Origin of the sequence: Winkia neuii subsp. neuii DSM 8576 (assembly GCF_000420405.1) — a bacterium.
GTDB lineage: Bacteria > Actinomycetota > Actinomycetes > Actinomycetales > Actinomycetaceae > Winkia > Winkia neuii.
The window spans coordinates 17,963-32,744 of record NZ_ATUW01000004.1 but is presented as its reverse complement, the minus strand read 5'-3'; the positions used below and the strand labels follow the sequence as shown (position 1 = coordinate 32,744).

Below are 14,782 nucleotides of genomic sequence, written 5' to 3'. Positions count from 1 at the left end.
GGGGCAAACTATAAGTATGGAGCAAGAACCTAAAGCGAGCACTGTACCTGCGGGAATCCCAGAACTCGACGAAGCTACTGAACACAGGGCGCGGCAAGTGCCCGAAATCCTAATTATTACCGGACTTTCAGGGGCGGGCCGGTCCCGGGTGGCGAACGCCTTAGAGGACCTGGATTGGTATGTGGTGGACAATTTGCCTCCGCAGATGCTGCCGGCTTTTGCCCATATGATGACCCCGGCTGGAGGCGGCGTACATATATTAGCCGCTGTGGTGGACGTGCGCTCGGGCCGGTTCTTCCAAGAATTTCTCTCTATGCTCGACACTCTTTCGCGCGAGGGGATCCAGTACCAGATCGTCTACCTGGAAGCCTCCGACCAGTGTTTGGTCCGCCGTTACGAGCAGGTGCGCAGGCCCCACCCGCTCCAGGGGGACGGACGCTTGCTGGACGGCATTCAAGCTGAACGCGAGCTACTGAAGGGAGTTAGGGACCGCTCGGACGCGGTGATTGATACATCTGGACTTTCGGTACACGATCTGGCGCGGCATATGCGCGACGTAATAGGTGGGGCTAGCCAGAGGCCTTTGAACCTGACGGTCATGTCCTTTGGTTTCAAACATGGCCTGCCTCTCGACGCTGACCATGTGGTTGATGTTAGATTCTTGGCGAATCCCTATTGGGTGAGCGAACTGCGCAATCTCACGGGCCAAGACGAACCTGTAGCTAAGTATGTGCTAGAGCAGCCGGGTGCGCTCCAATTTGCCGACGGCTACGTGGATTTGATGGCTCCGATGCTAAAGGGTTACCTGTCCGAGTTGAAACCGTTTGTCACCATCGCAGTTGGTTGTACGGGCGGCAGGCACCGCTCAGTGGCGATTGCAGAACATATCTCAAGTAAATTCCGCGACCTGGGATTTCCTGTAAAAACGCTGCATCGCGACATGGGGCGTGATTAGCTTAGAAGATGCTATACGACAACCAAGGTTGGGCCACGCGTGGTGAATATGGGCCAAAAGTTGTGGCCTTTGGGGGTGGACACGGCCTCTCGGCTACTTTGAGGGCGTTGCGCCACCTGTCCAAACAGATCACGGCAGTGGTTACGGTTGCCGACGACGGCGGTTCGTCCGGTCGGTTGCGCCAAGAGTTAGATGTGCTTCCTCCCGGGGATTTGCGCATGGCGCTTTCCGCCCTCTGCGACGACTCCGAGTGGGGACTCACCTGGCGTGATGCTCTGCAACACCGTTTCCATACCGACGGCCCGCTGGACAACCACGCGATGGGCAACCTGCTTATCACCACCCTTTGGGACCTACTGAAGGACGAGGTCGCAGGATTGGATTGGGTGGCAAAACTCCTGCACTGTGAGGGCCGCGTTTTGCCCATGGCTGCGGTTCCCCTAGTGATCGAGGCGCAGGTAGATTTTGCAGGACAGATAAAAACTGTGGTGGGCCAGTCCAAAGTGGCGAAGACCGACGGCCAGATCAAATCGATAAGGTTAGTTCCCGATGACCCGCCGGTGCGTCCGGAAGTCTTACAGGCAATTGATCAGGCTGACTGGATCGTGATGGGGCCTGGATCTTGGTATACCTCTGTGTTGCCGCACCTGATGCTTCCCGAAATCGAGCAGGCGCTTGCCCGCTCTCAAGCACATAAGGCTTTAGTGGTGAACCTTGCCCCCGATGGCACCGAAACCTCTTCGATGACCATCGCCGATCATCTGAATGTGGTTCGAGAGTTTTCAAAAGAGCTCACCTTCGATGTGGTAGTAATAGATCCGTCCACCCTCGAGGACTATTCGGCTGCGGAAGCAGCTGCTAAAGAACTCGGGGCGAAAATACTTCTTCGGCAAGTTTCGATGGGTCCCGGACATTTGCCCTATCACGATCCACTGCGACTTGCTGCCGCGTTGCGGGACGCCTTCGAAGGTTTTTTCGGAGACGTCGGAGACACTGAGTAATTCACGAAAGTTGAGCAGTTAATGTCGTTGACTAGTGACATGAAGTCCGAGCTGGCAAAGGTCGTCCTCGACACTCCTGCAGAAAAACATGCGGAACTTGCTGCCATGCTTCGGTTCGCCGGAGGGCTGCACCTAGTTTCGAGGCGTATCGTTATTGAGGCCGAGGTCGATTCCGAAGAAGTAATGGAGCGAACTACTGCTCTCTTGGACGAGCTTTACAATATCGATTCGCAGGTAATCGTCGTCTCTGGCGGGGGGCTTCGGCGCGAGGGGCGCTATGTCATCCGGGTGGTGGCCGGGGCCGAGAGATTGGCGCGGCTTACGGGTCTTATCGATAGGCGAGGGCGCCCGGTGCGGGGGTTGCCCGCAGCGCTGGTATCCGGTGCTAAGGAGCAGGCGCTCGCCGTTTGGAGGGCGGCCTTTATGGCACGCGGCTCGCTTACGGAACCGGGCCGTTCCTCCGCCCTCGAAATTACCTGCCCGGGGCCCGAGGCAGGCTTGGCCCTAACCGGTTGCGCAAGGCGTCTGGGGATCACTGCGAAGACACGTGAGGTGCGCAATGTGGACAGGGTGGTAATTCGCGATGGAGACCACATTCAGCGTATTGCGAAGATGATGGGATCGGTAACTACAGTTGCCACTTGGCAGGAACGCCGGCAAAAGCGCGAGATGCGTGGTTCAGTGAATAGACTGGCTAATTTTGACGACGCCAACTTGCGCAGGTCCGCCAGAGCAGCCGTAGCTTCTGCCGCTCGAGTCGAGAAGGCTTTCGAAATTTTAGGTGCCGACATCCCGCCCCATCTGGTTCAAGCAGGTCAGCTGAGAGTGAAATATAAGGGTGCCTCTTTGGAGGAGCTAGGCCAGCAGGCGGATCCTCCTCTTACCAAAGATGCGGTAGCAGGCAGAATCCGCCGTTTACTTGCAATGGCAGACAAAAAGGCGATGGAACTTGGAATCGCAGGAACCGAGAGTGCCCTTACCCCAGAAATGCTAGACGGATAAAAAAGTCTGATTATTCGAGATTTTTGGACCTTTGACCCGAGCTAGATATGTGATTTCCGTGTAATTTAAGAGGTGTCGACCGCTAAGCGGACGAATTTGGGGAGATTCCCCTTTCTGAAAACATGACTATCGCTGTGTTTGCAGCGAGACCAGGAGGACATAGTGACCACTCGCGTCGGAATCAACGGCTTCGGCCGCATCGGCCGTAACTTCTTCCGCGCCGCCCTGAAGCAGGGCGCCGATCTTGAGATCGTTGCAGTCAATGACCTTACTGACAATAAGACTCTCGCACACCTGCTCGAATGGGACTCCATTCTTGGGCACCTCGATTCCGAGGTAACTTACGACGACGAGTCCATCACTGTTGGTGGCAAGCGCATCGTTGCACTGGCAGAGCGCGACCCCAAGAACATCAAGTGGGGTGAGCTGGGCGCCGACATCGTAATCGAGTCCACCGGCTTCTTCACCGATGGTGAAGCTGCTAAGGCCCACATTGACGGTGGTGCCAAGAAGGTCCTGATTTCTGCCCCCGGCAAGAACATCGACGGGACTTTCGTAATTGGTGTCAACTCTGACCAGTACGATCCGGAAAAGCACAACATTATTTCGAATGCTTCGTGCACCACTAACTGCTTGGCTCCGCTGGCTAAGGCCCTGAACGATTCGATTGGCATTGAGCGCGGCCTCATGACCACCATTCACGCCTACACCGGTGACCAGCGCCTGCACGACGCTCCTCACAAGGATCTGCGTCGCGCCCGTGCCGCTGCCTTGAACATCGTCCCCACCACCACCGGTGCGGCAAAGGCTGTGGCCCTGGTTCTGCCGGAGCTGAAGGGCAAGCTCGACGGCTACGCAGTGCGCGTGCCTGTTCCTACCGGATCTCTGACCGACCTGACCTTCACTGCCTCGAAGGAAACCTCCATCGACGAGGTCAATGCTGCGGTCAAGGAAGCCTCTGAAGGTGCCCTCAAGGGTGTTCTCGCCTATTCGGATGGTGCACTCGTCTCCACTGACATCGTGACCGACCCGCACTCTTCGATCTTCGATGCTCCGCTCACCAAGGTCATTGGCGACCAGGTCAAGGTCGTCTCTTGGTACGACAACGAATGGGGCTACTCCAACCGCCTCGTCGATCTTGCCGTGCTAGTCGGCCAGAAGCTCTGAGACTTTAGCAAATGAGTGACGCCCGCGTATCCGTAAGGGTGCGCGGGCGTTGTTCGTAAAAATGTGTTAGGGGACAATATGTTGAAAACTATCGAATCTCTCGGTGATCTAAAGGGCAAACGCGTACTGGTGCGCTCTGACTTCAACGTGCCTTTGCAAGACGGGAAAATCACTGACGACGGCCGTATCCGTGCTGCTCTTCCAACTCTGAAGAAACTTGTCGGCGCGGGGGCAAAGGTTATTGTAATGGCCCACCTTGGCCGCCCCAAGGGCCAGGTTAAGCCGGAGTTCTCGCTAGCTCCTGTTGCTGAGCGTTTGGGCGAACTAATCGACGCAAAGGTAACTTTGGCCGAGGACACTACCGGAGAATCTGCTAAGAAAGTTACCTCCGAACTTGAAGACGGCCAGATCGCATTGCTGCAGAACGTGCGTTTTGACCCTCGAGAAACCTCGAAGGATGAGGCTGAACGTGAGGCGTTTGCCTCCGAGATGGCGGAACTTGCCGACGTCTTTGTTTCGGACGGCTTTGGGGTAGTTCACCGCAAGCAGGCTAGCGTTTACGACGTTGCCAAGAAGCTGCCGGCAGCTGCCGGATTGCTCGTAGTTAAAGAAATTGACTCGCTTTCAAAGGCCACCCAGGATCCGGCTCGCCCTTACACCGTTGTTCTTGGCGGCTCTAAAGTTTCGGACAAACTTGGAGTCATAGCAAATCTGTTGTCCAAGGCGGACACTTTGCTGATCGGAGGCGGTATGGGCTACACCTTCTTGAAGGCCAAAGGGTACGAGGTTGGTAAATCCCTTCTCGAGGAGGATCAGCTCGAAACCGTCAAGGAATACCTAGAAGAAGCTAAGCAGAAGGGCGTAGAACTACTTGTTCCGCTCGATAGCGTGGTGGCTCCGGAATTCGCCGCGGACGCACCGGCTTCAGTGGTGGCAGCGGAGGAAATCCCCGACGACCAGATGGGCCTAGACATCGGACCTAAGACAGCCGAAGCCTTTGCGGCGAAGATCGCCGAATCTAAGACGGTTGTCTGGAATGGGCCTATGGGGGTATTCGAGTTTGACGCCTTTGCTAAGGGCACCGAGGCCGTGGCGAAGGCCATGAGTGAATCTGAAGCGTTCACTGTTATCGGCGGGGGCGACAGCGCTTCTGCAGTTAGAGGGCTCGGCTACAACGAAGATTCGTTCTCGCACATTTCTACCGGCGGTGGGGCCTCACTTGAGCTCCTAGAAGGAAAGACGCTGCCGGGCATCGAAGTATTGGAGGAAAAGTAAATGGCACGCACACCGCTAATGGCAGGAAACTGGAAGATGAACATGGATCATCTGGAGGCAATCCACTTGGTCCAAGGCCTTGCTCTAGACCTGCAAGACAACAAATTTGAGAAGGGGAGCGTGGACGTGGTGGTAATTCCCCCGTTCACAGACATCCGTTCGATCCAGACACTGGTGGACTCCGACGAGCTGCCGATAGCCTACGGCGCCCAGGATGTGTCGGTACACGACAACGGTGCCTACACCGGCGAGGTATCCACTGCGATGCTAACAAAACTGGGATGTACCTATGTGGTGGTCGGGCACTCCGAACGTCGTGAATACCACAACGAGACCGACGAAGTGGTAAACGCTAAGGCACGCAAGGCCCTTGCTGCCGGACTGACCCCAATTATCTGCTGCGGTGAGGCACTTGAGGTGCGTAAGGCTGGCGAGCAGGTAGCTCACGTCCTCGGGCAAATCGACGGCGCCTTCAAAGACATTTCGGCTGAGGAAGCCGTCAAATGCGTCGTAGCGTACGAACCTATCTGGGCAATTGGCACCGGCGAGGTTGCCACTCCGGAGGATGCTCAGGAAGTATGCGGAGCAATTCGTTCCCACCTTGCCGAGCTGTACTCGGCTGACGTTGCTAACCAGGTACGCGTCCTCTACGGCGGCTCGGTTAAGTCCGCAAACGTGGCAGATATTATGGCCAAAGAAGATGTCGACGGAGCTCTGGTGGGCGGCGCGTCCTTGAAAGCCGAGGAGTTCGGCAAGATTGTGCGTTTCAACGCCTAAATGTGGTTTTGGCCCGCGGGTTCGCCCTGCGGGCCAAACTGCGTTAGTATTGCCAAGTTAGACCTTATAAATAGCGGAGGTTAGAGTGCACGTTATCCAGATTATTTGCCAAGTCCTATTGGTAATAACGTCCCTCTTGCTCATCCTTACCATTCTTATGCACAAAGGTAAGGGTGGCGGCCTATCCGATATGTTTGGTGGCGGTTTCAGTTCCTCGGTTGCCTCTTCGGGCGTCGCTGAGCGCAACCTCAATCGCATCACTATCGCGATAGCACTAATCTGGACTGTGGTGATAGTGATCTTAGGTATCATCACCAAGGTCCAATCCTAAGCATTGCTCAAAAGGCGGGCGCTAGGCGCCCGCCTTTTTGTTTAAGGATTTTTTCTAACAGCCGGGCGCGATCTAAAAATGCGTTCGGTGCAGATGAGCTGCGGATACTCCGTCCTGCCCAAAAATACGCCTACTATGCCATATTCCCTGGAGGAGCTTACACGTAAGAATTAGGGGAGAGTTTACCTACTAGTAACTCGCGGGGGCTAGGTTTTTACTAAAAAGACTAAGTGGAAAGTTGGTCCCCATGGCAAAACAGGATGCCAAGGAACAAGGTAGTACCACGTATTTGTCCGCCGAAGGCAAATCAGACAGGAACTGGCATCTGTTTTTTGGAATTTTGCTAGTTGGCACCGTCATTGCCTTCGTTTTGTGGGCAATAGGGTACGTCTCAGACTCGGCTAATAATATCGTTCTCATCTTAACTGTGTTGTTCGGTGTCTTTATGGCCTTCAACATAGGTGGAAACGACGTGGCGAACTCGTTCGGTACTTCTGTAGGGGCGGGCACGCTTTCAATGAAACAGGCCCTCGTAGTAGCCGCGGTCTTTGAAGTCTCCGGAGCTGTAATAGCAGGTGGTAACGTTACTGAAACTGTGCGCTCAGGAATCGTAGACTTAGATTCGATAAGCGGCTCTCCAAGCGATTTTGTCTACATCATGATGGCGGCCTTACTTGGCGCCGCAGTTTGGCTGTTAGTTGCCACACGCATGGGATGGCCTGTATCGACCACCCATTCGATTGTGGGCGGCATAGTAGGGGCCGCGGTAACTGTAGGATTCATAACCCACACCGGTGGCTTTGACATGGTCCAGTGGAAAGAGATCGGCAAGATCGCAATCTCCTGGGTCCTGTCGCCGGCCTTAGGGGGAGTCGTAGCCTACTTCCTGTTTAAGGCGATCAAAGATAATATCTTGGTCTACAACGAAGAAGCAGACAAACAATTGCGTGAAATCAAGAAGCAACGCATGGAGCTTAAGAATAAACAAAAGGATGCCTTCGGCAAGCTAAACGAGATTCAACAGCTCGCATACACAAACGCAATGGTGCGTGATGCGTTTACTACCTCGCAAGACCACTTTGATTCAGACGAAATTGAGACCGACTACTACAGGCAGCTCCACCGTATTCAAGAGCAGACCGAAAACGTGAAGGCTCACCGCGCCCTAGACGTGTGGGTGCCGCTCCTAGCAGCAATAGGCGCCATGATTATAACTGCAATGTTGCTGTTCAAAGGGCTCTCCAACCTTGATATCAACATTGATTCGCTAGGTTCGTACCTAATTATGGCAATGGTTGGGGCAGCAGTCTGGATGGCAGTATTTATCTTCGCTAAACAGTTGAAGAACTACGACCTTGAAAAATCTACATTTCTACTTTTTTCGTGGATGCAGGTGTTTACTGCCTCCGCGTTTGCCTTCTCTCACGGATCTAACGACATTGCAAACGCAGTGGGGCCTTTTGCGGCCGTACTGGACGTATTGCGCACCCACAAGATCGGCAATGAGGCAACCGTCCCAGCCGCCGTCATGGTAGCTTTCGGCGTAGCACTCATCGCCGGGCTGTGGTTTATAGGCAGAACGGTTATTCACACGGTGGGTACGGGCCTTACCGAGATCCACCCGGCCTCAGGCTTTGCAGCTGAACTTTCCGCGGCAGCAGTAGTAATGGGAGCATCCTTGTTGGGTTTGCCGGTATCGTCCACGCACATTTTGATCGGGGCGGTCCTGGGGGTAGGCATTGTAAACAGAGCAGCGAACTGGAAATTGATGAAACCGATTGCTACTGCCTGGGTTATTACTCTGCCGGCGGCAGCAGTGGTAGGAGCCGTGACTGTCGCAATTTTGCGCGCAGTCTTTTAGTCAGTTTCCGGCAGCGGCGAGGTCTGTTAGCCAATAGGTTCCGGACATATTTAGCGCCGCTGCCGGACATTTCTCGCTACTTATTCCCGCAGCAATCGCCTTTGCAAAGGCTGTAGATTTTTCCTCTCCGGACAAAATGATGAAGCGTTTCTTGCACGCTCTTAGCAGCCCCATAGAAACAGTCACCCGAATCGCAGGAGGCTTGGGGCTGTCAAAGACAGCATAGGCGCTTTGCTCGCCGGCAGGCCGGGACGGAAAAATAGAGGCCACGTGTCCGTCTGGTCCCATTCCTAAAATGGCCAAATCGAAACTTGGTGTTAACTCAGCCTCCAACTCTGCCTGATACGCCTTAGCGGCTTCGGTAGCGGTGGAAAAATCGTTCGCGGACCCAATGCGATGGAAATGAGCTGAATCCCAAATTCCGTCCAAGGCAGCAAGTGCCTGTGCGTCATTGCGCTCGCTCCGGTCAGAACCTACAAAGCGCTCGTCCACCCACCACACGTGCAAGCCCGACCAATCTAAATCTGCGCTCAGGGGGAATCTTGCTACCTCTTTGAGCACGTGGTTCGAGACGAACCCACCCGCAATCCCCACGTGTACGGCCTCTTTAGAGGCGAGTAAGTCAGACAGGGCTAAAACTATACGGGCGGCACTAGCCCGCGCCAAGATATTTCGAGTCGCATAAACAATGGTTTTACTTGGCACTAGAATCTTCTTTCAACTTTGCCAGCCCTTCCGTAATAACTATTTCATAGATTGGGTCAGGATCTAGGCGACGAAGGTCTTCCATTAGACAATCCTTGAGCTCCCGCCTGGCCAAATTGACAAATGTTGTAGACAGGCCAGGCCTGTGTAGATGCGCCACATCGGAGCCCTCGCGACGAGTCAACGATACCTCTTCACCGGTATCGTCGGTAAAGAAAATCCCAGTGACTGTCTTCGCGCTATCGTCTTGGCACACCGTGACCTCAATCTCAAGCTTCCAGGCGAGCCAAGCTGCGATCAAGTTAGGGGAGGGGTGGGCAAGGTTGCCCCTAACACGGGCGCGAACAATTCTGTTCGTACGAGCTTCGTCGACAGTTGCCGCAAGTACTCCTCGCCAAAGTGTATTAGCAGACCAAGAGAGATCGCCGTCCCCGTCTGTGTAGTTCCTGGCGAGTTTAGCTAGAGTTTTCATGGGATCTGGGGTCTGCCGTGCGTCAGTGAGCCGTTTTGTAGCGAGCTTGCCCAGGGGATGGCCAGCCGGATTTGTAGGTGGGTGTAACGGCCAATACACCACAATCGGGACGTCCGACAGCAAGAGCGGGTTGACCAGCGTATCGAGACTCTGGGCTGTTTCCCCAAGCGGCTCGAGTACCACTACCTCGGAAGCGCCCGCCTGTCCGCCAACGCGAATCTGTGCATTGAGCGTCGCAGATTGGGTTTCTTCTGCGTCCTCAACCACGATAAGCACCCGGCAAGGGTGCTCCTTGGAGGCGGCATCCGAGATCTCGATAGCCCGATCCACGTCTGCAACAGTGGGAACACAGATTATCAATGTCAGCACACGTCCGAGGGCGCCGGCCCCCTGTTCGGAGCGCTCTCTGTTCAAAATTGCGGCTACCTCGGAGCCACTGGTGCCTTTCAAGGTCTGAATCACGGGATCCTCCAAGCTCTACCGGTTCGTCCTAACATTTGATGGGCGGAATCAGGTCCCCAAGTACCAGGAGCATATAGATCTGGTCTTCCATTTTCTGCCCAGAAATCAAGTATCGGATCCAATATTTTCCACGACAGTTCCACTTCGCGTTGACGGGGGAAGAGCGGCGCGTCCCCAGTAAGTGCGTCTTTGATGAGCTTTTCGTAGGCTTCCGGAGAATCTTCGGTAAAAGCATGCCCGTAGCCGAAATCCATAGTTACGTCGCGGACTTGCATGCCTGCCCCGGGAACCTTAGCGCCAAAGCGTATAGTCATACCTTCGTCTGGTTGTACTCGTATGACCAGCGCATTCTGCCCAAGTTCGGAAGTAGAAACGTTGTCGAAAGGCATGTGCGCCGCCCTCTTAAATACCACCGCTATCTCGGTAACCCGCTTTCCTAGGCGTTTGCCTGTGCGCAGATAGAAAGGTACCCCTGCCCAGCGCCGATTTGCGATTTTTAAGGTGATAGCAGCGAATGTGTCGGTGGTTGAGTCCGCAGGAATATTATCCTCTTGCAAATACCCTGCAACTTTTACTCCCCCCTGCCAGCCTCCGGTGTATTGACCGCGGGAGGTGCTAGTAGCTAGATCGGTAGGAATATGCACCGCAGAAAGGACCTTTTCCTTCTCGATGCGCAAATCCTCCGGGTCAAAGGTAGAAGGTTCTTCCATAGCTGTAAGCGCTAGCAGCTGCAACAGATGGTTTTGCATAACGTCGCGCGCTGCCCCAATCCCATCGTAGTAGCCGGCTCGGGAGCCAATACCAATATCTTCGGCCATGGTGATCTGAACGTGATCGACATAGTTCGCATTCCAAATAGGCTCGAACATGGTGTTGGCAAACCGTGTAGCGAGCAAATTCTGCACAGTTTCCTTACCTAGATAGTGGTCGATTCGGAAAATGTCGCCCTCGTCAACCAGGGAAGTGAGCTGGTGAGCTAGTTTTTTCGCCGAATCCAGGTCGTGGCCAAAAGGCTTTTCAATGATCACTCGGCGAAACTGCCCTGGGGCTTTCTTCGTTAGTCCAGTATTAGCTAGGTTGTTACAGACCATCCCAAAATACTTTGGCGGGACCGAAAGATAAAATGCATGATTGCCGCCGGTACCGCGATTCTCGTCCAGTTCCTCAACAGTGCGACGCAGCTTTTGGTAGGCTTGCGCGTCGTCGAAAGTTCCCCCAACAAAGCGGATTCCCTGGGAAAGCGTTTTCCACGTACGCTCGTTAAAATCAGTGCGGGCATACTTTTCGATACTGGAGCGCACAAAATCCTCGAAAGTGCTTCGGTCCCAGTCTCGACGGGCAAAACCAGTAAAAGCAAATGCCGGGTGCAAAAGCCCGCGATTGGCAAGATCGTAAATAGCAGGCATCAATTTTTTTCTTGCCAGATCCCCTGTGACCCCGAAAATCACCAGGCCGCACGGAGGGGCAACTATAGGCAGCCTCCGGTCGCGTGGATCGTAAAGGGTTTGCGCGCTCACGCGGGCTCCTTTCTGCAAAGTAAAAGGTGGGCGGGGATCATGATCCCACACCCACCATTGGGTTTTGTATTTAGACTACTTGCTGGACAGAACTTCTTTGGCTTTCGCCACAACCGCGTCGGCAGTAAAACCGAAGTGTTCAAATAGCTCGGCAGCCGCCCCCGGCAGCCCGAACGAAGCCATTGCCAAAGCCTTTCCCCTGCAACCGAGGTACTTATACCACGGCGTAGCTAGTCCTGCCTCGACGGAAACCCTGGCCGTTACCTCCTTGGGCAAGACCTTCTCTTTGTAGTCGGAGTCCTGCTGATCGAACCATTCCATGCAGGGGACGGATACCACCCGAGCGTGGGTGCCCTCCGCTGCTAATTTTTCTCCTGCCTCGACCGCCAGGTGTACCTCGGAACCGGAAGCAAGCAAAATCACGTCGGGAGTGCCCTCACAATCTTTCAGAATGTAGGCCCCCTTAGCTACGCCCTCGGCGCCTGCCAGGCCATCCTTGCCACGGTGCAAGGTGGGCAACCCCTGGCGAGTAAGGACGATGCCTGCAGGGCTATCGCGGCGCAATACCTCGAGCCAGGCTTGAGCTGTTTCCGGCCCATCCATTGGGCGCACTACCGAAAGATTCGGAATAGCCCGGTAGGCGGCGAGGTGTTCAACAGGCTGGTGAGTGGGCCCGTCTTCGCCAACACCAATGGAATCGTGGGTCCAAACGTAGGTCACAGGCAGATTCATGAGTGCGGCCAGGCGTACTGCCCCGCGCATATAGTCGGCGAACACGAAAAAAGTCCCCCCGTAGGGGCGAGTTAGCTCGTCGGCAGCAATGCCGTTGAGGATGCCTGCCATGCCATGCTCACGAATCCCGAAGTGCAGATTGCGCCCGTATTTGTTGCCCTTGAATTTTGCTGACGAGCGCTCCTGGGGGAAGAACGAAGGTTCCCCTTCCATCATGGTTTTATTAGATCCGGCCAGATCAGCAGAACCGCCCCAAAGCTCTGGCACGTGCGGGGCCAGCGCGTTTATAACCTTGCCAGAGGCAGCCCTAGTTGCCAAGGATTTGCCCTCTTCAAAGGTGGGCAGTTTGTCCTGGAGTCCCTCGGGCAGCTTGCGTTCGAGTGTACGCTGGAGTTGCACGGCAAGTTCGGGATGGCTCTGGCGCCACTTGTCAAAGCGCTGGTCCCAATCTTTCCGAAGCTTTCTGGCCCTAGAGGCAGCATTGTCGCGAGCGTGGCGAACAGCCTCCTCGTCGACGTCAAAGTGCTTATCCGGATCCAGGCCCAGAGTTTCTTTCAGTGCCCTCAGAGTTTCCTCGCCAAGAGCGCTGCCGTGAATGGTACCTGTGTTCTGCTTGCCTGGGGTAGGCCAGCCGATGATGGTCCGAATGGAAATTAGGGAGGGCTTGTCTGTAACCTTCTTAGCCTCTTCGATAGCGGCGTCGAGAGCATCTATGTCCTCGCTGTAGGAGCCATCGTCCTTCAAGAAATTGACCTGCTGTGTATGCCAACCATAGGCGTTGAAACGAGCTGGAACGTCCTCGCTAAAAGCGATAGAAGTGTCGTCTTCAATCGAGATCAAGTTCTGGTCGTAAAAAACAATCAGGTTGCCCAATTCCTGCGTTCCCGCCAAGGAAGCCGCTTCGGAGGTAATGCCTTCTTCTAGGCAGCCTTCGCCGACAACGGTGTAGATATGGTGGTCGAAGGGCGAAGTGCCCTGAGGAGCGTCGGGATCGTACATGCCACGCGTACGCCGTTGGCTCATGGCGAAACCAACTGCGGCAGCAAAGCCAGATCCTAGGGGGCCGGTGGTAATTTCCACGCCCTTAGTGTGGGAATACTCTGGATGCCCGGGAGTCTTCGACTCGAACTTTCGGAACTTCTTCAAATCCTCGAGTTCCATATCCATGCCCGCCAAATACAGCTGAATATATTGGAGGAGTGAAGCGTGCCCGATCGAGAGCATGAAGCGGTCGCGTCCCAGCCACCGCTCGTCCTGAGGATCGAAATTCAGGTGGCGCTGGTAGAGCAAATATGCGAGTGGAGCAAGTGAAATTGCGGTACCGGGGTGGCCTGAGCCGGCTTCTTCCACGGCGTCGGCGGCGAGAACCTTTGCTGTAGTAACTGCCCTTTGGTCAAGTTCATCCCACTTCACTGTCATGTATCTGCGCTTTCTCTTAGAAAAAGAATTAACACTATCCCTGATAAGGATAACTTATTGTGATGGTACCCACGCTAGGCGGGGTATGAATTTGGTGCGTTCCGCCATCAGCGGATTATGGTTATTCCATGATGTCGCTTGAGGAGCTCATCTCTGCCTATTTGACCCACGTGGAAGTGGAACGCGGGGCCTCGCCAAATACCGTGGCCGCTTACCGCCGGGATCTTTCCCGACTGTCGCATTGGGCGCAGCAAGGAACGCTGAAACTAGCTGATCTGGACGCTAACAAGGTAGAGGACTTACTTGCGGCGGTCCGCTCCGGCGAGGACGGAGGAAAACCTTTGTCGGCCTCTTCGGCGGCGCGTTTGCTGGCCTCGGTACGTGGGGTCGCCCGGTTCGCCCGCGACGAGGGCATACTCGCGACTGATTTCTCGGAGGGGGTACTCACTCCTAAGCAGCCGCAGCGCTTGCCTAAAGCACTAACTATTGGAGAGGTAGAAACGCTGCTAGACGCTGCGGGCTCTGGCGAGGGACTCACGCCGCTGCGCGATAGGGCTCTGCTAGAGGTCCTTTACTCCACGGGCGCGCGTATAACGGAAGCTATCTCGCTAGCAGTGGACGACATCAATACCACCGAAGACTTTTCAACTTTGCGCGTTGTGGGCAAAGGCAGAAAAGAACGCTTTGTGCCCTTGGGGCACTACGCGCTAAAAGCAGTAGAGGCTTACCTGGTGCGCGCTCGTCCTGCGTTCGCCGCTAAGGGCAAGGGCAGCCCCGCCCTATTTCTTTCCAGCAGAGGAAATCCGCTCACGCGCCAGGCGGCGTGGGTAATTTTGCAAAATGCTGCGACAAAGGCAAAACTGCACACCCACGTTTCCCCGCACACTTTGCGGCACTCTTTTGCAACGCATCTGCTCGAGGGAGGCGCCGACGTGCGAGTAGTGCAAGAATTGCTCGGGCATGCTTCGGTAACAACCACCCAGATTTATACCAAGGTGACGGCCCAAACATTGCGCGAGGTTTACCGTTCTTCACACCCGCGTGCGCTATAAAAGTATGTAACGCTTCCGCACCGGCGATAAAATAACGATAGTTTAAGAGGGTGA

The 14,782-nt window shown here is 54.9% G+C and carries 13 protein-coding genes; 9 read left to right on the top strand and 4 right to left on the bottom strand.

Translation table 11 applies throughout. The annotated features are described in order from the left end of the window. Window positions 1-16 precede the first annotated feature (16 nt). The 8 genes from rapZ (at window position 17) to G437_RS0104730 (ending at window position 8,369) form a co-directional block, all read left to right on the top strand. Entirely contained in the window at window positions 17-955 is a 939-nt protein-coding gene (rapZ, locus tag G437_RS0104765; RefSeq protein WP_024331440.1) for an RNase adapter RapZ, read from the top strand. Window positions 956-963: 8 nt separating this feature from the next. Beyond that, window positions 964-1,956, top strand: coding sequence for a gluconeogenesis factor YvcK family protein (locus tag G437_RS0104760; RefSeq protein ID WP_024331439.1), 993 nt, complete (start codon window positions 964-966; stop codon window positions 1,954-1,956). 21 nt (window positions 1,957-1,977) lie between these two features. Then, on the top strand, window positions 1,978-2,958 hold the full coding sequence (gene whiA, locus G437_RS0104755; RefSeq protein WP_024331438.1) for a DNA-binding protein WhiA: 981 nt from the start codon (window positions 1,978-1,980) through the stop codon (window positions 2,956-2,958). Between the two features lie 162 nt (window positions 2,959-3,120). Further along, window positions 3,121-4,125, top strand: a complete 1,005-nt coding sequence (gene gap, locus G437_RS0104750; RefSeq protein WP_024331437.1) for a type I glyceraldehyde-3-phosphate dehydrogenase — start codon at window positions 3,121-3,123, stop codon at window positions 4,123-4,125. Window positions 4,126-4,206: 81 nt separating this feature from the next. Further along, the gene (locus G437_RS0104745; protein WP_024331436.1) at window positions 4,207-5,400 is read left to right on the top strand and encodes a phosphoglycerate kinase; all 1,194 of its coding nucleotides are present in this window, start codon (window positions 4,207-4,209) and stop codon (window positions 5,398-5,400) included. After that, window positions 5,401-6,177: a triose-phosphate isomerase gene (gene tpiA / locus G437_RS0104740; RefSeq protein WP_024331435.1), complete on the top strand. Its 777-nt coding sequence runs from the start codon at window positions 5,401-5,403 to the stop codon at window positions 6,175-6,177. It begins immediately after the preceding gene. 85 nt (window positions 6,178-6,262) lie between these two features. Continuing rightward, the gene (gene secG / locus G437_RS0104735) at window positions 6,263-6,508 is read left to right on the top strand and encodes a preprotein translocase subunit SecG (RefSeq protein WP_024331434.1); all 246 of its coding nucleotides are present in this window, start codon (window positions 6,263-6,265) and stop codon (window positions 6,506-6,508) included. Window positions 6,509-6,755: 247 nt separating this feature from the next. Then, window positions 6,756-8,369 carry an inorganic phosphate transporter gene (locus tag G437_RS0104730; protein ID WP_024331433.1) on the top strand — a complete coding sequence of 538 codons (1,614 nt, stop codon included), beginning with the start codon at window positions 6,756-6,758 and terminating at the stop codon, window positions 8,367-8,369. Here G437_RS0104730 and pgl read toward each other — a convergent pair whose 3' ends face one another. From pgl to tkt, 4 genes are all read right to left on the bottom strand, one after another. Further along, window positions 8,370-9,074: a 6-phosphogluconolactonase gene (gene pgl, locus G437_RS0104725; protein WP_024331432.1), complete on the bottom strand. Its 705-nt coding sequence runs from the start codon at window positions 9,072-9,074 to the stop codon at window positions 8,370-8,372. Then, window positions 9,064-10,008 carry a glucose-6-phosphate dehydrogenase assembly protein OpcA gene (locus G437_RS0104720; protein WP_024331431.1) on the bottom strand — a complete coding sequence of 315 codons (945 nt, stop codon included), beginning with the start codon at window positions 10,006-10,008 and terminating at the stop codon, window positions 9,064-9,066. The genes pgl and G437_RS0104720 overlap by 11 nt, the downstream gene beginning before the upstream one ends. Further along, entirely contained in the window at window positions 10,005-11,525 is a 1,521-nt protein-coding gene (gene zwf / locus G437_RS0104715; RefSeq protein ID WP_024331430.1) for a glucose-6-phosphate dehydrogenase, read from the bottom strand. Before zwf ends, G437_RS0104720 begins: the two co-directional genes overlap by 4 nt. Before the next feature lie 75 nt (window positions 11,526-11,600). Further along, window positions 11,601-13,676, bottom strand: a complete 2,076-nt coding sequence (tkt, locus tag G437_RS0104710) for a transketolase (RefSeq protein ID WP_024331429.1) — start codon at window positions 13,674-13,676, stop codon at window positions 11,601-11,603. 128 nt (window positions 13,677-13,804) lie between these two features. Between tkt and xerD the strand changes: the two genes are divergently transcribed. Continuing rightward, the gene (gene xerD / locus G437_RS0104705; RefSeq protein ID WP_316145262.1) at window positions 13,805-14,728 is read left to right on the top strand and encodes a site-specific tyrosine recombinase XerD; all 924 of its coding nucleotides are present in this window, start codon (window positions 13,805-13,807) and stop codon (window positions 14,726-14,728) included. Window positions 14,729-14,782: the final 54 nt, after the last annotated feature.